This is a genomic window from Xanthomonas sp. F14, assembly GCF_014199865.1.
Window position 1 is genome coordinate 829,177 of record NZ_JACHOM010000001.1, and the last position, 23,237, is coordinate 852,413.

Consider the following 23,237-nt stretch of genomic DNA (forward strand, 5'->3'; position numbering starts at 1 on the left):
GAGTGCAGCAGCGTTGTCAGCCGCGCTCAGACTGGTTGCAGATAGCCGTCCAGCGCTGCACACACCACATACAGCATGTCGGTGCGCGGCACCGGCCGGGTCAGGCGCGTCATCACCCGGCGCAGCTGGGTCTGCCGCACCCATGGCTGGTCCTGAAGCCACAACTGGGTCTGCAGCATATCCGCACGTTCCTTGCGGCTCTCGGCCGACGGCACCACCCGGTTGCGCAGGTACTGGCGCGCTTCGCCCAGCGAGCGTGACCATTCGATGCCGGGCAGGGCCGACAACCACAGGTTGGAACACGAGGCGGTGGTCAGGGTCTGGCGGGCCGCACGCATACGCAGCAGGCGCGGGCAATCGGCCTGCAGCCGCGCCATCACTGCCGGCGGCACCACGCTGCGGTAATAGCGTTGCAACAGCAGCAGCGGCGGCAACGCCCACCACGGCGCCATGGCCGGGTCGTCCCACAACTGTTCCCAGTCGCGCGGGCCCATGCGCGTGGCCAGCAATGCCAGGTCATGCAGATGCATCAGGCGGATGCTGCGCTGGCAGATGCCGCCGGCCGCATGCAGCAGCAGATGGCACATCAGCGCGCCGACCGACGGATAGGGATTCAATCCCGGCTGCGCACGCTCCGGCAGGATGCGCGCGGTGATGTCCACGCTATTCAGCGGCAGGCGTTCCTGGATGCGGGTATGCAGCTCGAGATTGATCGGCGCATCGCGATGCTCGCCCAGTCCCGCAACCGCCTCGCCCTGCAGCGGCTTGAACACCTGGTGCTTCCATTGTTCGAAGGAGGCCACGTAACCCAGCTCGCACAACAGGGCCGCCGCCGCAGGCGCATCCTCCGGCGCCACCAGCAGATCGATATCGGCCATCGGGCGATCGCCGGGCAGATAGACGCCGAGCCGATGCAAGGCGGTGCCCTTGAGACCGACCAGAGCGATGCCCGCCGCACGCGCTGCCGCGTCGATGCGCGTCAGCAGCAGCGCGATGCGCCGATGGCGGTCTTCGACATGGCGGCGTTGCTCGTGCAGGAACGCGGTCCAGTCGGCGTCCTGCCACAGCGAGCGGCGTTGCAGCAGCGGCGACACCCCATGCGCGGCCGCCGCGGCCGCGGCCAGCTGCCATTGCAGCCGGTCCCACTGCGGCACCGCCTCGCCGGGCTGCGCCAATTCCCGGGCCAGCCGTTCGGTGGCCGTCTGCAGGCCGTGCTTGATGGTGCGAAGGGAAGGCTGCATGCGGCGGAGATTCCGAGAAAGGCAACGTGAGGTCGGGAAGCGAGGTCGGCGGGTTGCGCGTCAGCCGACCAGCACGCTGGCCAACTGGCGCGGTTGGCGTTCGGCAGCGCCGGCAAGCGGCTCTGTGCGATGTTGCCGTTCGCTGGCGATCAAGGCGGACCAGCGCGCTTCCAGCGTGTCCGAGGCCTGTGCAAACGCATCGGCGCCCAGCGTGGCGCGCGCCTGTTGCAGGTCCACCTGCATATGCAGCAGATCGCGCACGCTGCGGTAGAACTCCGAGTCGTACGCGCCATGGAACATCATCGCCAGGTCGTCGCTGTCCTGCCAATGGGTCTTGCCGCCCAGCTGGTTTTTCACTTCTTCGTAGAACTTGGTGCCGGGCAGCGGATAGGACACGCTGACGCCGATGATGTCCGGGTTGGCCTGCGTCACCAGTGCGCGCGTGGCCAGGATGTCTTCGAGTTCTTCGCCCAGGTAGCCGAGTTGAATGAAGAAGCCCACGCGGATCCCGTGCGCACCCAGGCGCCGGCGTGCGGCGATCACCTCGCCAACCTCGGTGCCCTTGGTCATTTTGTCCAGGATGCGCTGGCTGCCGCTTTCGGCACCCAGCCAGGCCTCGGCGCAGCCGGCGCGTGCCAGCGCAGCAGCCATACGCTCGCTGGCCAGGTCGGCACGGGTCTGGATGGTGAACGGGATCGCGCCATCGGCGTCGCTCAGGCGCTGCGCAAAGGTTTCCACCCAATCGATATGGAAGCCGAAGATGTCATCGGCCATCCAGAGGTGATCGGGCTGGAAGCTGCGCTTGAGATGGATCATTTCGGCAGCCACGTCGTCCGCATCGCGGCGCTTGTAGTGGTTGCCCCAGATCGGTTTGGCGCACCAGTTGCAGCGGAACGGACAACCGCGCGAGGCGGCCATGTTGAGGCTGAAATAGCCGTGCCGTTGCCGCCAGAACCGCTGATAGCGCGGCATGTCGACCAGGTCCCAGGCCGGCAGGCCGCTCAGGCGCGCGTCCGGCGGTTGTGCGCCACGATGCACGTGTGCTGCAGCAGATGAGCTGACGGCGATACGTGCAACGCCCGCGAGCCAGGCGTCTGTATCGATGATGGGATCTTCTTCGACGCGCGCCACCAGTTCGAGCAGTGGTGCGATGCCTTCGCCGATCAATACCGCGTGCGCGCCGGCAGCCAGAAACACATCTGGGTTGTCGGATGCATCGGAGCCGGCGACCAGCACGCGGCAGCCGGCCGCGCGCGCTTGCGCAATCATCTGACAGGCCGCCTCGCGCATGCGGCTCAGGCACATCTTGGTGAGGAAGTTGAAGTTGTCTTCGTAGAACACCACCAGGTCCGGCTGCGCAGCGTGCAAGGCGCCGGTGTAGTCCTGCACGTCGTCGGCCAGCATCGCGTCGAACAGGCTCAGTGCATGGCCACGCTCGCGCAGCAATGCCGCGACCTGCAGCGTTGCCAGCGGTGGATACGGCTTGCCGCGCTCCCATTGCTTGGGGTCGTAACGCAGGAAATACGAATGACTGACCTGGATCTTTAGCATCTGCACAAGGCTCTCGTTCTGTCGCCAGGTGCGCGCAGCGGCGGCGTGCGCAGGCACCGGCATTCGGCTCGGCAGTAGGTGCGGATGCAGGTGGCTTTGGTTGCGCCGATCGGCATGCTGTCGTTGGTGTGTATTGGGCACGCGTGCCGATGCGGATGCGGCAACCTTTCTGTTGCCGTTCGGCACACACCGGCTGATCGATGCAATGGGTGGAAGGGCATGCCGCAGTCGGCTGCGTTGGCGCAATTGATGCCGGTGGGCGATTACGCAGGCACTGGCGCGCCGGATGCGGCGGCAGTGGCAGCAGATCCGTTCGGCGAACATCGGCCGCGTCGGCAGTGCGTGCGCCGGCAGATCCTCGGCGCACTGTTCCACTTCGAAAGCGACAGCGAAGCGCTGCTGGCATTGGTGGACCTGGCCTACGCGGGCCTGCCCGCGCATCGCCTGCCGGGTGCGCCGGAATTCCATATCACGCTGGATCTGGTGGCGCGTGGTCACGCGTCTTCGAGCGCACAGCCGCCACCGGTGCGCACCCATGCCAGCGGCGGCTTGCTGTGTGGCGTCATGGATGCCTGCAATTACCTGATGTTGTCGGTGCCCGCGCGCCGCGCCATGCTGGTGGTTTCCGACGACATGCTCGCCCACGCCTATCACGTGCGTTATGAGCTGATCGAATTTTCGGTGTTCCTGCTGGCGGCGCGCGGCATGGGCCTGGTGCCGTTGCATGGCGCCTGCGTGGGCCGGCAGGGACGCTGTGTGCTGTTGCTCGGCGCCAGTGGCGCCGGCAAATCGACCCTGGCGCTGCACAGCCTGCTGCATGGCCTGGATTTCATCGCCGAAGACGGTGTGTTCGTGGCGCCGGAGAGTCTGCTCACCACCGGCGTTGCCAACTTTCTGCATCTGCGCGCCGACGCGCTGAGCCTGGTCGATGCGGACACCCGCGCGTGGATCAGCGCCTCGCCAACCATCCGTCGCCGCAGCGGTGTGGAAAAGTTCGAGATCGACATCCGCCACGGCCGTGCGCAACTGGCACACGCGCCCTTGCAGCTGTGTGCGGTGGTGATGCTGTCGGCAATGCCGGCGAGCGATCCCGCACAGCTGTTGCTGGCAATGCCCGCCGAACGCATCGCCGCTTGCCTGGCAAATGATCAGCCGTATGCGGCCGGGCAACCGGGCTGGCAGCGCTTTGTCCAACAGGTACAGCGCATCGGCATGTTCACCCTGCGCCGCGGAGCGCATCCGCAGGCCGCGCTGGATGCGCTGCTGCAGGTGTTGCGGTGAGCGCGCCGGCAACGCGGCAGCCGCGCGTCCTCTTTCAAGCCGACGCCATGCCGTATCCCACAGTGAGGGTCAGGCGTGACTGAGATACGCGCGGCTGCAGATCGCAAGCCCATGCGCGCGCTGTGGCGCGATTTCGTCGACACGCTGGTGCCGGCGGATGTGTCGACCATCGTGCTGTACGTGGGCTTGTCGCTGCTGGCCGCACTGGCCGGCAGCCTGGTCGCGGTCAGCCTGGTGCCACTGGTGCAGCCTGGTCATGCCGTCCGCCTGGCCGGCTACGCGCTGGCGTTACCAGATGGTCTGGCGATGCAGGTGACGCTGTTTGCCGGTGTCAGTCTGGTGTTTGCCGCACTGCGCTGGCATGGCGCACGGCTGGCCGCACGGCTGACCAGCCGCTATGCGATCGGGCTGCGGCAGCGCGTGCATGCGGCGTTGATCGATGCGCCGCTGCCGGCGCTGTCCGGTGCCAGCTCGGCGGAAATCGCCAATGTGCTGACCTACAACATCGAGATCGCCACCCAGGGCTTCAGTGCCGCCTTGCAGCTGCTGGTGGCCGGCATGACAGCTTTGGTGAGCATCTGCATCGCGGTCATGATCGCCCCCGCGTTGCTGATGGCGACGCCGCTGCTGCTGGCACTGGCGTGGCTGGGCTTGCGCATCTCCAGCAGCGGCACCCAGGCGCGCATCAGCCGCGATTACGTGGCCGACATGACGCAGCTGTTCTGGCTGAGCGAAGATTTCCCGCGTCGCCTGCGGCATGTGCGTTCGTTCCAGCGCGAAGCACTGGAAACCCGCCATTACGAGCGCATTTCCGCACGGCTGGGGCAGGGCTATGCGCAGCAGCAGGCGCTGGTGGCGGGCAGCCGGCTGATGCTCGAAGCCACCGCAGTGGCTGTGATCGCCGGAATCCTGGTGCTGGCCAACCTGTGGCAGGGCGCGGATCGCGCTGCGTTGATCACCGTCAGCCTGCTGCTCGGGCGCCTGCTGCCGTATCTGGTCAGCACCCGGCAGAGCGTGCAGCAACTGCGCTCGGCGTGGCCGGCGTTGCAGCTGTGGCGGCGCCATGTCGCGCTGGGCACAACGCGTCCGCCGGCGTCGGCCGCACCGGCACAACCGTTGCCGGCCGCCCTGCATCTCGAACACATCGGCCTGGCACCGCCGTTGCCCAGGCTCGCTCTCGATCCGCTGCTGTTGCTGCCCGGCGAGCTGACCTTGGTCGTCGGTCCCTCCGGCATCGGCAAGAGCAGTCTGATGGACGTGCTCTCGGGTCAGACCCCGACTGCACAGTTCACCGCGCACATGGCCGGGCGCCGGCTGGATTTTGCCGCGTATCGCGCCCTGGTGCGGCATGGCGCCTACCTCGGCCAGGGGGCGCGGCCGTGGCAGCGCACGGTCCGCGCCTGTCTGGACTGGGCATTGCCCGGCACCAGCGATGCACGCATGTGGCAGGTATTGACCGACGTCGGCCTGGGCGCGCGTCTGCAGCGCGCCGGGCAAGGCCTGGACACCCCGATCAACGGCCCGGATGGGCGCCTGTCCGGTGGCGAAGCGCAGCGCCTGCTGCTGGCGCAGGTGCTGTTGCGCAAGCCGACCCTGGCGGTACTGGACGAGGCCACTAGCGCACTGGATGCCGAGGCCGAACAGCAGGTGTTGTGCATGCTGCGGCAACGCCTGCCGCAGACCGTGCTGGTGGTGGTCTCGCATCGCACCAGCCTGGCCGCAGTGGCCGATCGCACGGTTGCCTTGGGCACCGCAGTGGCTGCGCAGACCGCTGCCCACGCCGATGCGGTTGCTAGCTCAGACGCGTGATGGCAGATGGCGTGGCCGCGTCGGCGCCGCGATCAGCCGGCAATCTCTTCCAGCGCCCGATTGCGCGTGCGCGGGCCCAATAGCGCAATCACGCTGGCCACGATCGACATGCTGATCACGATAAAGGCCAGCACGCCCTGGCTGCCGACCTGGGCGAGCAGCCAACCGATCAGCACGCTGCTCACCGCCGTGGAAAGACGGCTGAAGGAATAGCAAAAGCCTACTGCGCGCGCGCGCAAGCCGGTGGGGAACAGCTCGGCCTGATAGCCGTGATAGGCAAAGCTCATCCAGGCATTGCAGAACGCAATCATCGCCCCGCACAGCACCATGCCGAGCGCCTGATGCTGCAGCGAAAACAGCACGCCGAACAGCACCGCGCCCAGGGCCGATGCGGTGATCTGCCATTTGTTGTCCCAGCGCTGCGCAAAGCGCAGCAACAGCAGCGGCGCCAGCGGGTAGGCCAGCGAAATCGCAAAGGAATAGGCCAGGCTCTTGGTCACGCCGGTGCCTTGCGCCGAGATCAGTGCCGGCAACCAGTTGCCGAAGCCGAAGAAGCCGATCGCCTGAAAGATATGGAATACCACCAGCATGCCGATGCGCCCGCGATACGGCGCACGCCACAGCGCCGCGGTCTGCATGTCGCCGGCCGGCGAGGGGGCAAGCGGCTGCGGTGCGGCCAGGGGCGCGCCCAGATCGCGCACGCAGCGCGTTTCGAGCTGGGTCAAGACCGCATCGGCTTCGGCATGGCGTCCCTGCGCCGCCAGCCAGCGGGCCGATTCCGGCAACCGGCTACGCAACCACCAGATCGCCAGCGCAAACACCCCGCTCAGCAGCACCACCCAGCGCCAGCCGCTCACCCCCAGCGGTGCATGCGGCACCAGCAGCCAGGCAGTCAGCGCTACCGCAGGCACCGCCAGAAACTGCACGAAGAACGCAAACGCGAACGCGGCACTGCGCATATGCCGCGGCACCAGCTCGGACAGATAGGTGTCGATGGTGACCAGCTCGATGCCCAGGCCGATCCCCACCACCAAGCGCAGCACGATGACCCCGGTGGCGGTGTGCTGCAGGCCCATCGCCACGGTCGCGGCGGTGTACCAGATCAGGGCGAAGGTGAACACCGGACGGCGCCCGAGGCGGTCGGCGAACGGACTCAACAGGGCGGCGCCGACGAACAGGCCCAGAAATGTCGCCGCCGCGAACGCGGCCTGGTCGGACATGCCGAACGCGCCATCGGCAGCGCTGGCAAAGATGCCGTCGCGGATCAGCCCGGGGCTGATGTAGGCGGTCTGGAACAGGTCGTACAACTCGAAAAATCCACCCAGCGCGAGCAGGCCGATCAGCCGCCACAGCGTGGCGCTGGCCGGCAGCCGGTCGATCCGCGCGGCGATGTGCAGGGTGGCGGAAGCGGGGTCAAGCGGAGCGGTCGAAGCCATCGTCATGCAGGCGCTGCCAGTGCGGTGTCCATCATAGCCAGCAGCCCTGTCACGCGGCGCCCGTGCTTCGCGGTCAGGCAACTGCATTCGCAGGCGATCCGGCGAGCGCCAGACATCAACAGCCATCGCGCATGGCCCGAAGGCCCGCTCTCCGGGGCGCATGCATGGCTTGCACGCCATTGCCGCGCCTGCGTTGCAGCGCCTGTGCAACAAGGCGCGGGCCTGGGCACGGAGCGGGGGAGTGGCCAGCTGCAGATCCTCCCGTTGTTTGACCACTGGAATGCTGTAATCCCCCCAGCGCCACCTGGGCAGGTGGCAAAGCCGCCTGGCCAGCCCCATCTCTTGCACATCATTCATTCCCCGGAGTCATCCGATGACGCCCATTTCCGTGCTCGACCTGGCGCCGGTCTGCGAAGGCAGCGACACCACCCACGCCTTCGCCAACATGCTCGATCTGGCCCAGCACGCCGAGCGCTGGGGCTACCAGCGTTACTGGCTGGCCGAGCACCACAACATGCCGGGCATCGCCAGCGCCGCCACCGCGGTGCTGATCGGCCATGTCGCCGGTGGCACCAAGACCATCCGCGTCGGCGCCGGCGGCATCATGCTGCCCAACCATGCGCCGCTGCAGGTGGCCGAACAGTTCGGCACGCTGGCCTCGCTGTATCCGCAGCGCATCGACCTGGGCCTGGGCCGCGCGCCCGGCACCGACCAGCCGACCGCGCGCGCCCTGCGCCGCTATTTCGACAGCGCCGACCATTTCCCGCAGGACGTGGCCGAGCTGCTGCGCTACTTCGCGCCGGTGGTGCCGGGGCAACTGGTGCAGGCAGTGCCGGGGGGCGGTCTCGACGTGCCGGTGTGGCTGCTGGGTTCCAGCCTATTCAGTGCGCGGCTGGCTGCGGCGATGGGCTTGTCGTTTGCGTTCGCCTCGCATTTCGCGCCTGACGCGATGGACGAGGCGGTCGCGATCTACCGCCGCGAGTTCCGTCCGTCCGCGCAGTTGGCCAAGCCGCACGTGATGCTGGCCTTGAATGTGGTGGCTGCGGAGACCGAAGCGCAGGCACGCCGCCTGTTCACCACCCAGCAGCAGAGCTTCGTCAACCTGCGTCGCGGCAAGCCGGGCAAGATTCCCGCGCCGATCGACGATATCGACAGCTTCTGGCAGCCGCACGAGCGTGCCGGCGTGGAGCGTGCGTTGGCATGCACGGTGCTGGGCGATGCCGAGCAGATCGCGCGGGGCGTGGCCGAGTTCATCGAGCGCCACACCCCGGACGAACTGCTGTTCACCGCCAACATCTACGACCATGCCGCGCGTTTGCGTTCGTTCGAAATCGCCGCCATGGCCTGCCGCGAGCTGGACGTGACTCCTGCGTGATTCACGTCGCTTTGCGCGGCGATCCGCTCAGATGCATGCACCTCCATTGGGAACACCAGCATGCAATTTCAGGAACGCAGCGAGAGCATCAAGCAGTTGGCGGAATTGATCCGCGGCGTGGACATCGCGATGTTCACGACCGTGTCGGCCGATGGCAAGTTGGTGAGCCGGCCGTTGGGGACGCAGGAAGTCGAATTCGATGGCGACCTGTGGTTCGCCACCGCCGCCGACAGCCCGAAGGTGGCTGAAATCGCCGCCGATCCGCGCGTCAACGTGGCCTATGCCTCGACCTCGAAGAACAGCTACGTCTCGGTCGCCGGTACCGCACGCGTGGTCGATGACCGCGCCAAAATCGAGCAGCTGTGGTCACCGGCGATGAAGGTGTTCTTCCCCGGCGGCAAGGACGACCCGAACCTGCGCCTGATCCATGTGCGCGCCGAGTCGGCCGAATACTGGGATGGCCCGAGCGGATTGCTCGGCAAGGCGCTGTACTTCGTGATGACGGCCGTGACCGACGATACCGGCAGCCTGTCGGACAACCGCGTGGTCGATCTGAAGTAACTGCGCTCCAGGTGCGCCGGCTGAAGTAACTGCGCTCCAGGTGCGCCGGCCGTCGCGCGCTCAGCGCCAGGCGGCCGGCCACCAACTGCGGATCAGGTCCAGCAACTGGTCCGAGGTGACGCCGAACACCGCCACCGAGATCAGCGCAGCGGCCCAGCCCACCAGCAGCAATGCGCCGTCGCGCTCGAGCAGGGCCAGTGCAAACAGCAGCAGGATCAGCCCGAAGATGTAGTTGGTGAACGGAATCGGCAGCGTCAGCAGGATGCCGACCAGCACCAGCAGCACGCCGGTGACCATCTGCGCAGGCATCCGGTCCAGCATGCCGTGCAGGCGCGGCTTGAGCAGCCGGTCCAGGCGCTGCAACGTCGGCGCAAGCCGTGCGACGAAACGCTGGCTGGTACTGCGGCGCGGCCCGCGATCGCCGATGAAACGCGGCACCCACGGCTTGCGCAGGCAGCACATCATCTGCAGCCCGATCAATACCGTCAGCGGGCCACTGATGCCGCCGGCCAGGCCGGGAATCGGAATGAACGACGGCAGGATCGCCAGGAACAGGAACACCCCGAATGCGCTCTGCTGCAGATCGGCCAGGATCTCGCGCACCCGCAGCACATGCTCCGGATCGCCCTCGCTGAAGGCCGCCAGCAGGCTACGGATGCCTTCGTTGCGATAGCGCATCTGCGCGCCGTCCGCTCCATCCGATGGCGGTACGCGGTTATCCGACGATGTCATCGCTGCCCTCGTCGCTGACGCGGCTCAGCAGCAGCTTGTCGACGCGTGCGCCATCCAGATCGACGATCTCGATGCGCCAGCCGGCCCAATCGAAGAATTCGCCCGCCTGTGGAATGCGCCCGAAGTAGTAAATGCACAGGCCGGCGAGCGTGTGGTAGTCGCCCTCGTCGGCCTCCGGCAGTTCGGCGCCCAGCACTTCGCGCAGTTCCTCCACCGGCAGCGAGCCGTCGATCAGCAGCGAGCCGTCGGCGCGCGTGACCACCAGCGCATCCTCGTCGGTGTTTTCCACCGCCTGCAGGCGGCCGACCACCGCGCCCATCAGGTCGCTGATGGTCACCAGCCCGCGGATTTCACCGTATTCGTCCACCACCAGCGCCATCGACTGCTGTTCTTCGCGGAAGATCTCCAGCAGCTTCATCGCATGCGTAGATTCGGACACGAACAAGGTGTCGCGCAGCGCCTGGAACAGCTGCGCGCCGTGTCCGTCCATGCGCGTGACCAGCGACTTGACCTCCAGCACGCCGGCGATGTCCTGGTCGCTGCCACGGTAGACCGGGTAACGCGAGAATTCGTGCTCGCGCATCACCAACAGATTGCGTTCCGGCTCGGCGTTGGCATCCAGCCAGGCGATGCGGTTGCGCGGCGTCATCAGGCTGTCAGCGGTGCGGTCGCCCAGCCGCATCACGCGGTTCATCATGTCGCGTTCGTGCGCATCGATCACGCCGGCCTCGTGGCTTTCGGCTACCAGCATGCGGATCTCCTCTTCGGTCACCGATGCCGATTCGTCCTTGCCCATGCCGAGCATGCGCAGCACCAGCCGGGTCGAGCGCGCCAGCACCCACACGCCGGGCGCGGCGATCTTTGCCAGCCACGCCATCGGCACCGCGACCACCCCGGCGATGTCCTCGGAGTTGCGCAGCGCCAGCCGCTTGGGCACCAGTTCGCCGAAGATCAGCGTCAGGAAGGTGATCAGGGCCACCGCCAGCGTGCTGCCGATTACCACCGAATACGGGCGCGGCTTGCCGACCAGCTCGAACGAGGCCGACAGCGCCGGGAACAGCCCCTGCAGCCAGCTGCTGATGGCCTCGCCGATCGCCTCGCCACCGAACACGCCGGTCAGGATGCCGATCAGGGTGATGCCGATCTGCACCGTGGACAGGAAGTTTTCCGGGCTTTCGGCCAGCGCCAGGGCACGGGCGGCGCGCTTGCTGGAGCCGGCCATCTGCTTCAGCCGGCTCTTGCGCGAGGTCATCAGGGACATTTCCGACATCGCGAAGAAGCCGTTCAACAGGATCAGCGCGATGACGATCAGAAACTCAACCACGGGCGTCTTCCCCGGTCAGTGAAGGGGAGGGCGGGCGAGCACTGGGTTGGCCGGCGCGCACGGGGGCGGGGCGGCAACGGGGGAATATAGGGTCGTCTTCCATAGGGTGCACCCGAGGGCGCGGGAGCATGTTAGCAAACCACAGGGTGGTTCGAGCCGGGAAATGCCGATGTGAAGGCCGCCTGCGCCGCCGAGATACCCAGACAGGTCATGGAACGGTCATAATTCGCGCTTGGCGTCCGTCTCTCCCTCGACGGCAGGAAGTTTTCCACCCATGTTCTCGTTGCAGACCATCTTCGGCTCCGGCAAGCAGTTCTATGCGCTTCTGAACGAAGCGGCGCAGGCCGCCTACGACAGCACCAAGGCCTTGCACGCCATGATGCGCACGTCCGACCGCCAACCCGCGCTGGACGCCTTCAAGCTGGCCCGCCTGCGCGAACGCGCCGCCTCGGACAAGATCGGCCAGGCGCTGGTGGACAGCTTCATGACCCCGATCGAGCGCGAGGACATCGAAGCGCTGGGCTCGGCCCTGTACAAGATTCCCAAGCAGGTCGAGAAGTTCGCCGACCGCTACTCGCTGGCCACCAAGCATCTGGAGCACATCGACTTCGCCCCGCGCGCGGCGATGCTGGAACAGGCCGCCGCGGTGGTGGTGGAGATGGTGGCCGACCTGCCGCAGATGAACATCGATCGCATGACCGCGCTCAACGACAAGCTGCGCATGCTGGAAAACGAAGCCGACCGGCTGATGCTCGAGCTGTACCGCGACATCTATTCCGGCCGCCTGGACACGCTGCAGATGTTCCTGCTCAAGGAATTCTTCGAGATTCTGGAAAAGGCCATCGACCGTTGCCGCGAGGCAGGGGTGGTGGTGTACCAGATCGTATTGAAGAACAGCTGAGGTCGCCGCGTGCTTACCCTAGTTCTGGTGGTGATCCTGGCGGCGTTGGTGTTCGAGTTCATCAACGGCTTCCACGACACCGCCAACTCCATCGCCACCGTGGTCGCCACCAAGGTGCTGTCGCCGGGCTGGGCGGTGATGCTGGCCGCCGGCATGAACCTGATTGGCGCGCTCACCGGCACCGCAGTGGCATTGACGATCGCCTCCGGCCTGCTCAACACCGAGGTGGTCGAGGTCACCCCGCAGGTGATCCTGTGCGCGCTGCTGGGCGGAATCATCTGGAACCTGATCACCTGGTGGAAGGGCCTGCCGTCGTCGTCCTCGCACGCCTTGATCGGCGGGCTGTGCGGCGCCGGCCTGGCCGCCGCGCACAACAACTGGAACGCCTTGATCTGGTCGGAAAACATCGGCAACTGGGCCAAGAACAAGGGCCTGTTGTGGAAGGTGTTCGTGCCGATGATCACCTCGCCGATCGCCGGCTTCCTGCTCGGTATCGTGGTGATGCTGCTGCTGTGGGCGATCATCGCCGGCATGGCCCGGCTGGGCGGGCCGATCGGGCGGCTGGCGCGTCCGCGCTGGGTCAATGCGTTCTTCGGCAAGGCGCAGATCGCCTCGGCCGCCTACATGGGCTATGCCCACGGCCACAACGACGCGCAGAAGACCATGGGCATCATCGCGATGACCCTGATCGGCGCGCAGTCGGCCGGTGCGCTGGACGATCTGCCGAGCTGGCTGTCGTTCCTGCATCCGGGCACCGGCCTGGCCGCGGGCGCCGGCATTCCGATGTGGATCGTACTGACCTGTGCGGTGGTGATGGCCGCCGGCACCGCCTCGGGCGGCTGGAAGATCATCAAGACGCTCGGCCACAAGATGGTCAAGCTGCATCCCATCCACGGCTTTGCCGCAGAAACCAGCTCGGCCACCGTGCTGACCGTGGCCGCGCACTTCGGCATGCCGGTGTCGACCACGCACAGCATTTCCACCGCGATCATGGGTGTGGGCTTTGCCAAGAACCCGCGCTCGCTGCGGCTGGGCGTGATCGAGCGCATCGTCTGGGCCTGGATCCTGACCATCCCGGCCGCCGGCGGGGTGGCGTATCTGATCCTGCGCTGCTTCGAATGGTTCGGCTGGACCTGAGCAATGTCGTGCTGTGGTCACCTCGGTGGGCGAGCATGCGCGCCACCCGCGGCGTGCCCTGCAGGCCCCCCGTTCGACCCTGATGTGCCAACGCGTCCTGCCTGAGGAAACGCGCCGATGATGCTTGCGCTGGTGTGCGTGCTGTTCTTGCTGTCCTGGCTGATCGGCCGCCGGCGCTGGCTGCGCAGTGCGCGTGCGCTGGCAGCGGCCACATTGGCGTTGCTGCTGCTGGTGGGCTGCGGCCCGTTGGCGAGCTGGATGCTGCACGGGCTGCAGCAGACCGGCGTCAACGATTTCAACGACTGGCGCGCGCGCAACATGATCGTGCTGCTGGGCGCGGGCACGGTGCGGCCGGATGGCCCCGACGCCACCGCCGAGGCCAACATGTTCGCCTACGGCCGCATCGTCGAGTCGGCGCGGCTGTACCGGCAGTGCCGTGCGCATGGCGGCGACTGCAAGATCGAGATCAGTGGCGGCGACGCGCGCGGGCTGGGCCTGTCCGAGGCGGTGGTGTATCGAAAGGTGCTGATCGGGCTGGGCATCGACCAGGCCGACCTGATCATGGAGCCGTCCAGCATGAACACCTGGCAGAACGCGCAGTTCAGCCAGCCATTGCTGCGCCAGTACCGCCCCGAGCGGGTCGTGCTGGTGTCCTCGGCCACGCATCTGCGGCGTGCCGAGCTGTACTTCCGCCACTTCGGCATCGACGCCACGCCAGTGCGCTCGGACTGGTTGACCGCGTCGTGGGCGTGGTTGCCGCAGAGCTACAACTTCACCGTGGCCGATGTCGCCTTGCACGAGTACCTGGGCATTGCGCGCTATCGGGTTTACGAGTGGCTGGGGTGGAATGTGGAGGCTGTTCGGGCTGGGGCGTTGTGAATCGGGAATCGGGAATCGGGAATCGGGAATGGTGATTCGGGATTCGGGATTCGTAGCAGCTGGTGCGCTTCCTGATATGTGCGGCTGATTAGCGTCCGAAGGCGATTGCCACTCTGGATTGATGGGGGTAAGGCGTGTGCGCGGCGGTCGGGAGGGGGATTGCGCTGCTTGGTGGCAGCGTGGCTGGTTGCGCGTTTAGTTGCCGCTGGCGTAATGCATCGCCTGCCGCGTTTGCGGCCGGCGATGGTGGTGCTCAGCGGGTTTCGTACATCGTCCTGACGTCGTTGCGGAATGCGGCCTGGCTGTCGGCGCGGTTGTAGAACATGTGGCCGCCAGGATATTCGCGCACCTGTACGCGCTTGGGGTCGCTGCCCATCGTCGGCATCTGGTCCACCGTCAGCACCGAGCCCATGAACGGGCAGGAGAGATCGTTCCAGCCATGCGCGATCAATACGCGCAGCTTGGGGTCGATCGCCACCGACTGGCGCAGCTGGGTGACCGCGCCCTTGCGCAGTTCGTCGTTCCAGTCCCATAGCTTGTTGACGTCGTAATTGAGCGCCTGATAACGCGCATCGACCTTCCAGCCGACCACGCGGGTGACGAAGTCCACCATCGCGGTGGTGGTCGGCGCGATGATGCTGTCCAGCAGCGGGTCGTTGGCGCGCTGCTCGGGATCGTTGGGGAAGGGGTCGAACGCGGTCACGTTGGAGTCGTAGCGGCTGCCCAGCTCGCCCTTGTCGCGGAACACCTCGCGCAGATAGGCCTGGGTTTCCAGGCGCCCGCCGGAGCGGCGCACATAGGTTGCGTCCAGCCCGGTCATGCGGGTGACCTGCTGCAGCATCGCCTCGGTCGCCTGCGGGTCGGTGCGGCCTTTCATCAGCGCCACCGCGTAGTCGCCGCGGGTGTAATCGATCACCTGGCGCATCGCCGTGTCGCTTAGCTGGCCCTGGCGTTCCAGGTGTGCGGCGGCGATCGAGGGCAGCGTCATCATCCAGGCCAGCGGCGACACATCGCTGTTGTCGTCCAGGGTGGGATTGAGATACGGCGACACCAGCACCACGCCGTTCATCGCCACGCCCAGCCGGGTCTGCAGGTACTGGGTGATGCGCGGGCCGCGGAAGCCGCCATAACTTTCGCCGACCAGGTACTTGCGTGCCTGCAGGCGGCGGTTCTTCAGCAGCCAGTCGTAGACCACACGCGAGAGATATTCCACGTCGGCCTGCGGGTTGTAGAACTGCTTCTTGGCTTCATCGTCGCCGATCAGGGCGCGGCTGAAGCCGGTGCCGACCGGGTCGATGAACACCAGGTCGGTGAAGTCCAGCCAGGTGCCGGGGTTATCGCGCAGCGCCGCCGGTGCGGAGGCGCTGTCGCCTTCGGCGCCGAAACCGACCACCTTGGGTCCGATCGCGCCCATGTTCAGATACACCGACGACGCACCGGGGCCGCCATTCAGCGCGAAGGTCACCGGGCGGTCCTTGCCATCGACGGTGTAGGCGGTGAACACCACCTCGCCGGTGGTCTTGCCCTGCGCATCGCGCACCGGCAGCGTGCCGACGGTTGCGGTGTAACTCAGCGTGCGCCCACCCACGCGGGTGCTTTGCCGCACGCTGGCATCGGCCGGCAGTGGCACGGGTTTGGCGGCCGCGGCATCGGATTTGGTGTCGGTTTTTGCAGCGTTCTTGTCGGGCGCGTCGGCCAGCGCGGTTCCGCTGAGCAGGACGCAGGCCAGCAGGCTGGCACGGAGGAAGCAGGGCATGAGCATCGGAGATTCGGCAGGGAGCGAGGATGCTAGGCCGCCGATGGCGTCGGATGGATGTGCACAAAGGCATGTGTGTCGCGTTGGCCGACGTGGCCTGCCTGGCTAGAAGCAGCATGTGCCACTGCAGGTGGCCGTCTGAGCCGAAGGGTGGGGATCGGCTTCACCCTCACCCCAACTTCCGCTTCGCACCCCCGGCCCGGGCTGGCAGCGCGGGCGCTCGAAGAGACCTGCGCAAGCAGTGCCTTCTCGCCCCGCTGGGGGGGCTTTCGCTGCTTGGTGTTTTCAGAATTTCAGCGAACTCAAACCTCCAGCGACGCCAGATCGCCCTTGGTCTCCAGCCACTGCTTGCGATCGCCGGCGCGCTTTTTCGCCAGCAGCATGTCCATCAGCGAGCGGGTCTGTTCGCCATCGTCGATGGTCAGCTGCACCAGGCGACGCGTATCCGGGTGGATGGTCGATTCGCGCAGCTGTTGCGGATTCATCTCGCCCAGGCCCTTGAAGCGGGTGACGCTGACCTGGCCCTTGAGCTTCTCGCGCGCGATCTTGTCCAGCAGCGTGGTCTTTTCCTCTTCGTCCAGCGCGTAGAACACCTGCTTGCCCACGTCCACGCGGAACAGCGGCGGCATCGCCACGAACACGTGGCCGGCCGCGACCAGCGCGGGGAAATGCTGCAGGAACAGCGCGGTCAGCAAGGTCGCGATATGCAGGCCGTCGGAGTCCGCATCGGCCAGGATCACTACCTTGCCGTAACGCAGCCCGGTGATGTCGTCCTTGCCCGGGTCGCAGCCGATCGCGATCGCCAGGTTGTGCACTTCCTCGGAGGCCAGCACGCTGCCCGATGCCACTTCCCAGGTGTTGAGGATCTTGCCGCGCAGCGGCAGGATCGCCTGGAAGTCCTTGTCGCGGGCCTGCTTGGCCGAGCCGCCGGCCGAGTCGCCCTCGACCAGGAACAGTTCGGTGCGCGACAGATCCTGGCTGATGCAGTCGGCCAGCTTGCCGGGCAGGGCCGGACCCTGGGTGACCTTCTTGCGGACGATCTGCTTTTCGGTCTTCAGGCGCGCACTGGCGCGGTCGATGGCGATCTGCGCGATCTTCTCGCCGATCTCCACGTTCTGATTCAGATACAGGCTGAAGGCATCGTGCGCGGCGCCTTCGATGAAGCCGGCGGCCTGGCGCGAGGACAGCCGCTCCTTGGTCTGCCCGGAGAACTGCGGGTCGGTCATCTTCAGGCTGAGCACGAAGGTGACCCGGTCCCATACGTCTTCCGGCGCCAGCTTGACCCCACGCGGCAGCAGGTTGCGGAAGTCGCAGAACTCGCGCAACGCATCGGTCAGGCCCGAACGCAGGCCGTTGACGTGGGTGCCGTGCTGCGCGGTCGGGATCAGGTTGACATAGCTTTCCTGCACCAGCTCGCCTTCCGGTACCCAGGCCGCGGCCCAGTCGACGATCTCGGTGTCCTTCTTCAGGCTGCCCACGAACAGGTCGGCCGGCAGCATCTCGTGCGCGGCCATCTCGCCCTTGAGATAGTCGCGCAGGCCGTTCTCGAAGTACCAGCTGTCCTGCTCGCCGGTGGCCTCGTCGTGGAGCTTGACGGTCAGGCCGGGGCACAGCACGGCCTTGGCGCGCAGCAGATGGCGCAGCGCACGCACGTTGAACTTGGGCGTGTCGAAATACTTCGGGTCGGCCCAGAAGCGCAGCCGCGTACCGGTATTCTTCTTGCCAACGGTGCCGACCACTTCCAGCTTGGAGGCGGCGTGGCCGTCGCGGAACTCCATGCGGTGCTCGCTGCCTTCGCGCTTGATGAACAGCTCGACCTTGGTCGACAGCGCATTGACCACGCTCACGCCCACGCCATGCAGGCCGCCGGAGAAGGTGTAGTTGCGGTTGCTGAACTTGCCGCCGGCATGCAGCCGGGTCAGGATCAGCTCGACACCGGGAATCTTTTCTTCCGGGTGCATGTCCACCGGCATGCCGCGGCCGTCGTCGGACACCTCGCAGCTGCCGTCCTTGTACAGGGTCACTTCGACCTGCCTGGCGTGACCGGCCAGCGCCTCGTCGACCGAGTTGTCGATCACTTCCTGCGCCAGATGGTTCGGGCGCGCAGTGTCGGTATACATGCCAGGGCGGCGTTTGACCGGGTCCAGGCCCGACAGCACTTCAATATCGGCGGCGTTATAACGGGTGTTCATGCATCTCGTTGGCACGTGAAACGACGCGCAAGTGTGGGGGTTGGGCCGATTTTTTGCACGCGACAGGCGTTCAGTGCAGGGCGGGGTGCGGCTGGATACCCTGGCGTTGGATTCGGAACCAAACGTCCCCACCTGGGGATGTCACCGAACCCGGAGGACACCATGAAGTTCAAGCACATCCTGATGCTCACCCTCGGTGCTGCCGCAGTGGCCGCGCTTCCTGCCATGGCCCAGGCCGCTCCCCAGCAGACCGGGCAGGGCGCCGGTGCCAGCGCGCAGAAGGCCGACGACGCCAAGGCCAAGACCGAAGCCGAGCGCAAGGCCGAGCGCCGCGCCGCCGCCGCGGCACACAAGCCCAAGGCCGACGCCGCCACGCGCGAGGAAGAGGAAGAAGAAAAGCCGGCGCGCTGATTCCATCGCGCGACGGCACAACGCCACACGGACGCCCCGGCCTTGGTCGGGGCGTCTGCATTTGGGCGCCAGGCGCAGCGCGTTTTTCGCCGCTGTGACGACATGATCGTCACGCAACCCTTGGGCATTCGCCCGTCACCCGCTAAACTATGGCTTTCCGGGAGGCTTCAAGCCCCATGACCCCCCTGATTTTTGTTACCGGCGGCGTAGTGTCCTCGCTAGGCAAGGGCATTGCCGCCGCTTCGCTTGCCTCCATTCTGGAAGCGCGTGGCCTGAAGGTCACGATGATGAAGCTGGACCCGTACATCAATGTGGACCCGGGCACGATGAGCCCGTTCCAGCATGGCGAGGTCTACGTCACCGACGACGGCGCCGAGACCGATCTGGATCTGGGTCACTACGAGCGCTACGTGCGCACGCGGCTGTCGCGCAAGAACTCGGTCACCACCGGCCGGATCTACGAGAACGTGATCCGCAAGGAGCGTCGCGGCGATTACCTGGGCGCCACCGTGCAGGTGATCCCGCACATCACCGACGAGATCCGCCGTTGCATCGACGAGGCCACCGCCGGGTTCGACGTGGCGCTGATCGAGATCGGCGGCACCGTCGGCGATATCGAGTCGCTGCCGTTCCTGGAAGCGATCCGCCAGGTGCGCACCGAGCGTGGCGCCGAAAAGGCCATGTTCATGCACCTCACCCTGGTGCCGTACATCGCCGCCGCCGGTGAGTTGAAGACCAAGCCGACCCAGCATTCGGTCAAGGAACTGCGCTCGATCGGCATCCAGCCGGACGTGCTGCTGTGCCGTTCCGAGCAGGCGGTACCGGATTCGGAGCGCCGCAAGATCGCGCTGTTCACCAACGTCTCCGAGCGCGCGGTGATCAGCTGCCCCGATATCGACGTGCTGTACGGCATGCCGCTGGAGCTGCGTCGCCAGGGCCTGGACGAACTGGTCATCGATCAGTTCAAGCTGCGCGACAAGGTGGCTGCGCCCGACCTGTCCGAATGGGCTGCGGTGGTGGATGCGGTCAAGCACCCGCTGGACGAGGTCACCATTGCGGTGGTCGGCAAGTACGTCGACCACCAGGACGCCTACAAGTCGGTGGCCGAAGCGCTGCGTCACGGCGGTCTGCGCCAGCGCACCAAGGTCAACCTGAAGTGGCTGGAAGCGCAGGATCTGGAAGGCAGCGACATGGCTGCGCTGCAGGATATCGACGGCATCCTGGTGCCGGGCGGCTTCGGCGACCGTGGTTTTGAAGGCAAGGTGCTCACCTCCAAATATGCACGCGAGCACAAGGTGCCGTACTTCGGCATCTGCTACGGCATGCAGGCGGCGGTGGTGGACTATGCCCGCCACGTGGCCGATCTGGATGCAGCCAACAGCACCGAGAACGACCGCCAGTCGCCACACCCGGTGATCGGCCTGATCACCGAATGGCGCACCGCAACCGGCGAAGTGGAAAAGCGCGACGAGAAGTCCGACCTGGGCGGCACCATGCGGCTGGGTCTGCAGGAGCAGCGGCTCAAGCCGGGCACGCTGGCGCGCGAGGTGTACGGCAAGGACGTGGTCGCCGAGCGTCACCGCCACCGCTACGAGTTCAACAACCGCTACCGCACCCAACTGGAAGACGCCGGCCTGGTGATCTCCGGCAAGTCGATGGACGACACGCTGGTGGAGATGGTGGAGCTGCCGCGCGATGCGCACCCGTGGTTCCTGGCCTGCCAGGCACATCCGGAATTCCTGTCCACCCCGCGCGACGGGCATCCGCTGTTCATCGGCTTCGTGCGCGCCGCGCGCGAGAAGAAGGCGGGCGGAAAACTGCTGAAGGAAGCGCGTGCCTGAGCCGCTCCTTCTCCCGTCGGGAGAAGCCGGCGCGCAGCGCCGGATGAGGTGCGCTGCAACGCACCGGAAGATGGCAGCCATGACGAACGCGTCGCCACGCGTCAGCCAGGACAAACCATCGCACGTCAGCAGCGCTTCGCAACCGTACCCGCACACCAACCCCTCTCCCGACGGGAGAGGGGCTTTAATCAATAGGTGACCTGATGAAACTGTGTGACTTTGACGTTGGCCTGGATCAGCCGTTGTTCCTGATCGCCGGCCCCTGCGTGATCGAGTCGATGCAGCTGCAGCTGGACGTGGCCGGCAAGCTGAAGGAAATCACCGGCAAGCTGGGGATCAACTTCATCTTCAAGTCGAGCTTCGACAAGGCCAACCGCACCTCCGGCACCAGCTTCCGCGGCCCGGGCCTGGAAGAGGGCCTGAAGGTGCTGGAGGCGGTGAAACAGCAGATCGGCGTGCCGGTGCTGACCGACGTGCACGAATACACCCCGATGAACGAGGTCGCCGCCGTCGTCGACGTGCTGCAGACCCCGGCCTTCCTGGTGCGCCAGACCGATTTCATCAAGAACGTCTGCGCCGCCGGCAAGCCGGTCAACATCAAGAAGGGCCAGTTCCTGGCGCCGTGGGACATGAAGCCGGTGGTCGACAAGGCCAAGTCGACCGGCAACGAGCAGATCATGGTCTGCGAGCGTGGCGCCTCGTTCGGCTACAACAATCTGGTCAGCGACATGCGCTCGCTGAGCGTGATGCGCGACACCGGCTGCCCGGTGGTGTTCGATGCCACCCATTCGGTGCAGTTGCCGGGCGGGCAGGGCAGCAGTTCCGGCGGCCAGCGCGAGTTCGTGCCGGTGCTCGCGCGCGCGGCGGTGGCGGTGGGCATTTCCGGCCTGTTTGCCGAAACCCATCCGGATCCGTCCAAGGCCTTGTCGGATGGCCCCAACGCCTGGCCGCTGGACCGCATGGAAGAGCTGCTCGAGACCCTGATGGAACTGGATGCCGTCACCAAGAAGCACGGGTTCGCGCGCTTCGCATGAGTTCCGATCCCTGGGCGCTGGCCGCGTCGCAGCGCCAGCCTCGGCAGTGGCGCCACTGGCCCTGGGGCTGGATCGCGCTGGTCGCATCGATCGCCGCGTGGGCGTGTATGGCCGCAATGGTGTTTCTGGTCGCTGCCAGCATCGGCATGCCGGGTGACGGCGACCATGCCATGCAGGCCACGCGGGTGCCAATGCTGGTTACGCTGCTGCTGGCCGCGGTGGCGATCACAAGTTGCCTGATCGCCGGCCCGCTGGCGTTGCGGCTGGCTCGCCAATCCGGCGCAGCGATCTTTGCGTTGGTGTTGCTGTCGGTCTTGCTGCTGCTGTCTGGGCTACCGCTGCTGGGCTTGATGGCCTAGCGGCATGTGTGCCGGCCTGTTGCGTGCGGCAGCTTCACGCGATTTGGCAATGTGCCGGTGTGCGGCGATAATCCCGCAGCTTGTTTCCGGTGTACTTCCCCCTTACTGGTAACCGATCGACCTATGACCACTATCGCCAAGATCCTCGCCCGCGAAATCCTCGACTCCCGCGGCAACCCCACGCTGGAGGCCGAAGTCACGCTGGACGACGGCTCGTTCGGCCGCGCTGCCGTGCCCTCGGGCGCCTCGACCGGCACCAAGGAAGCGGTGGAACTGCGCGATGGCGACAAGACCCGCTACCTGGGCAAGGGCGTGCTGCATGCGGTGCAGAACGTCAACGGCACCATCGCCGAGACGCTCAAGGGCTTTGACGCGGCCGACCAGCAGGGTCTGGACCGCCGCCTGATCGACCTGGACGGCACCGAGAACAAGGGCCGCCTGGGCGCGAATGCGCTGCTGGGTGTGTCGCTGGCCGCCGCGCATGCCGTGGCCGCCTCGCGCAAGCAGCCGCTGTGGCAGTACCTGTCCACCATCACCGAGTCCGACGTGGCGCTGCCGGTGCCGATGATGAACATCATCAACGGCGGCGCGCATGCCGACAACAACGTCGACTTCCAGGAGTTCATGGTGCTGCCGGTCGGCTGCAGCTCGTTCTCCGAAGCGCTGCGTGCCGGCACCGAAATCTTCCACGCGCTCAAGTCGGTACTCAAGGGCCACGGTCTGAGCACGGCAGTGGGCGACGAAGGCGGCTTTGCGCCGGACTTCCGCAGCAACGTCGAAGCGCTGGACACCATCCTCGAGGCGATCGGCAAGGCCGGCTATACCGCCGGCGAAGACGTGCTGCTGGGCCTGGACGTGGCCTCCAGCGAGTTCTACGACAACGGCAAGTACAACCTAGTTGGCGAAAACAAGCGCCTGACCAGCGAGCAGTTCGTCGACTTCCTGGCCGACTGGGTCGCGCAGTACCCGATCATCAGCATCGAAGACGGCCTGGCCGAGGACGACTGGGCCGGCTGGAAGCTGCTCACCGACCGCGTCGGCAAGAAGGTGCAGCTGGTCGGCGACGATCTGTTCGTCACCAACCCGAAGATCTTCAAGCAGGGCATCGACTCGGGCACCGCCAACGCGATCCTGATCAAGGTCAACCAGATCGGCACGCTGACCGAGACGCTGGAAGCCATTGCGATGGCGCATGCGGCCAACTATGCCTCGATCGTCTCGCACCGCTCGGGCGAAACCGAAGACACCACCATCGCCGACATCGCCGTGGCCACCACCGCCACGCAGATCAAGACCGGCTCGCTGTGCCGCAGCGACCGCGTCGCCAAGTACAACCAGTTGCTGCGCATCGAGCAGGCGCTGGGCTCCGGCGCGCGTTACGCCGGCCGCGACGCGTTCGTTTCGCTCAAGCGCTAAG

The 23,237-nt window shown here is 66.4% G+C and carries 19 protein-coding genes; 12 read left to right on the top strand and 7 right to left on the bottom strand.

What is annotated here, in order from left to right; translation table 11 throughout:
* Window positions 1-26 precede the first annotated feature (26 nt).
* Window positions 27-1,241, bottom strand: a complete 1,215-nt coding sequence (locus GGR73_RS03695; protein ID WP_184455705.1) for a nucleotidyltransferase family protein — start codon at window positions 1,239-1,241, stop codon at window positions 27-29.
* A gap of 60 nt (window positions 1,242-1,301) precedes the next feature.
* Window positions 1,302-2,855, bottom strand: coding sequence for a B12-binding domain-containing radical SAM protein (locus tag GGR73_RS03700; protein ID WP_184455707.1), 1,554 nt, complete (start codon window positions 2,853-2,855; stop codon window positions 1,302-1,304).
* A gap of 156 nt (window positions 2,856-3,011) precedes the next feature.
* Here GGR73_RS03700 and GGR73_RS03705 point away from each other — a divergent pair, with 156 nt between their 5' ends.
* Complete coding sequence (locus GGR73_RS03705; protein WP_184455710.1) at window positions 3,012-4,073, top strand: serine kinase; 1,062 nt, start codon at window positions 3,012-3,014, stop codon at window positions 4,071-4,073.
* Between the two features lie 111 nt (window positions 4,074-4,184).
* A complete protein-coding gene (locus tag GGR73_RS03710) occupies window positions 4,185-5,882 on the top strand; it encodes an ABC transporter ATP-binding protein (RefSeq protein ID WP_184455712.1) in 1,698 nt (565 codons plus the stop codon).
* A gap of 32 nt (window positions 5,883-5,914) precedes the next feature.
* Here GGR73_RS03710 and GGR73_RS03715 read toward each other — a convergent pair whose 3' ends face one another.
* Window positions 5,915-7,324 (bottom strand): MFS transporter, encoded by a 1,410-nt coding sequence (locus tag GGR73_RS03715; protein WP_184455714.1) that lies wholly within the window; start codon window positions 7,322-7,324, stop codon window positions 5,915-5,917.
* 367 nt (window positions 7,325-7,691) lie between these two features.
* Between GGR73_RS03715 and GGR73_RS03720 the strand changes: the two genes are divergently transcribed.
* Window positions 7,692-8,693 carry an LLM class flavin-dependent oxidoreductase gene (locus GGR73_RS03720; RefSeq protein WP_039527837.1) on the top strand — a complete coding sequence of 334 codons (1,002 nt, stop codon included), beginning with the start codon at window positions 7,692-7,694 and terminating at the stop codon, window positions 8,691-8,693.
* Between the two features lie 60 nt (window positions 8,694-8,753).
* On the top strand, window positions 8,754-9,254 hold the full coding sequence (locus tag GGR73_RS03725; RefSeq protein WP_047128559.1) for a pyridoxamine 5'-phosphate oxidase family protein: 501 nt from the start codon (window positions 8,754-8,756) through the stop codon (window positions 9,252-9,254).
* A gap of 60 nt (window positions 9,255-9,314) precedes the next feature.
* Here GGR73_RS03725 and GGR73_RS03730 read toward each other — a convergent pair whose 3' ends face one another.
* Complete coding sequence (locus GGR73_RS03730; RefSeq protein ID WP_184434267.1) at window positions 9,315-9,986, bottom strand: exopolysaccharide biosynthesis protein; 672 nt, start codon at window positions 9,984-9,986, stop codon at window positions 9,315-9,317.
* Window positions 9,970-11,310 (bottom strand): hemolysin family protein, encoded by a 1,341-nt coding sequence (locus GGR73_RS03735; RefSeq protein WP_016902067.1) that lies wholly within the window; start codon window positions 11,308-11,310, stop codon window positions 9,970-9,972. Before GGR73_RS03735 ends, GGR73_RS03730 begins: the two co-directional genes overlap by 17 nt.
* A gap of 274 nt (window positions 11,311-11,584) precedes the next feature.
* Between GGR73_RS03735 and GGR73_RS03740 the strand changes: the two genes are divergently transcribed.
* The 3 genes from GGR73_RS03740 (at window position 11,585) to GGR73_RS03750 (ending at window position 14,227) form a co-directional block, all read left to right on the top strand.
* Entirely contained in the window at window positions 11,585-12,211 is a 627-nt protein-coding gene (locus tag GGR73_RS03740) for a DUF47 domain-containing protein (RefSeq protein ID WP_016902066.1), read from the top strand.
* A 9-nt stretch (window positions 12,212-12,220) separates the two neighbouring features.
* Window positions 12,221-13,348, top strand: a complete 1,128-nt coding sequence (locus tag GGR73_RS03745) for an inorganic phosphate transporter (RefSeq protein WP_024939559.1) — start codon at window positions 12,221-12,223, stop codon at window positions 13,346-13,348.
* Window positions 13,349-13,465: 117 nt separating this feature from the next.
* A complete protein-coding gene (locus tag GGR73_RS03750) occupies window positions 13,466-14,227 on the top strand; it encodes a YdcF family protein (RefSeq protein ID WP_016902064.1) in 762 nt (253 codons plus the stop codon).
* Between the two features lie 253 nt (window positions 14,228-14,480).
* On the opposite strand, the gene GGR73_RS03755 is transcribed toward GGR73_RS03750, so the two are convergent.
* Entirely contained in the window at window positions 14,481-15,983 is a 1,503-nt protein-coding gene (locus GGR73_RS03755) for a S10 family peptidase (RefSeq protein WP_184455715.1), read from the bottom strand.
* A 302-nt stretch (window positions 15,984-16,285) separates the two neighbouring features.
* Entirely contained in the window at window positions 16,286-18,175 is a 1,890-nt protein-coding gene (gene parE / locus GGR73_RS03760; RefSeq protein WP_046342354.1) for a DNA topoisomerase IV subunit B, read from the bottom strand.
* A 162-nt stretch (window positions 18,176-18,337) separates the two neighbouring features.
* On the opposite strand from parE, the gene GGR73_RS03765 reads away from it, so the two are divergent.
* The 5 genes from GGR73_RS03765 to eno all read left to right on the top strand — a co-directional run bounded on the left by GGR73_RS03765 (window position 18,338) and on the right by eno (window position 23,236).
* The gene (locus GGR73_RS03765; RefSeq protein ID WP_024939563.1) at window positions 18,338-18,586 is read left to right on the top strand and encodes a hypothetical protein; all 249 of its coding nucleotides are present in this window, start codon (window positions 18,338-18,340) and stop codon (window positions 18,584-18,586) included.
* Between the two features lie 176 nt (window positions 18,587-18,762).
* Window positions 18,763-20,427 carry a CTP synthase gene (locus GGR73_RS03770; protein WP_024939564.1) on the top strand — a complete coding sequence of 555 codons (1,665 nt, stop codon included), beginning with the start codon at window positions 18,763-18,765 and terminating at the stop codon, window positions 20,425-20,427.
* A 203-nt stretch (window positions 20,428-20,630) separates the two neighbouring features.
* Window positions 20,631-21,461, top strand: coding sequence for a 3-deoxy-8-phosphooctulonate synthase (gene kdsA / locus GGR73_RS03775; protein WP_054592805.1), 831 nt, complete (start codon window positions 20,631-20,633; stop codon window positions 21,459-21,461).
* Window positions 21,462-21,577: 116 nt separating this feature from the next.
* On the top strand, window positions 21,578-21,820 hold the full coding sequence (locus GGR73_RS03780) for a hypothetical protein (protein ID WP_024939566.1): 243 nt from the start codon (window positions 21,578-21,580) through the stop codon (window positions 21,818-21,820).
* 123 nt (window positions 21,821-21,943) lie between these two features.
* Window positions 21,944-23,236, top strand: a complete 1,293-nt coding sequence (gene eno, locus GGR73_RS03785; protein WP_016904017.1) for a phosphopyruvate hydratase — start codon at window positions 21,944-21,946, stop codon at window positions 23,234-23,236.
* The last annotated feature ends 1 nt before the right edge of the window (window position 23,237 follow it).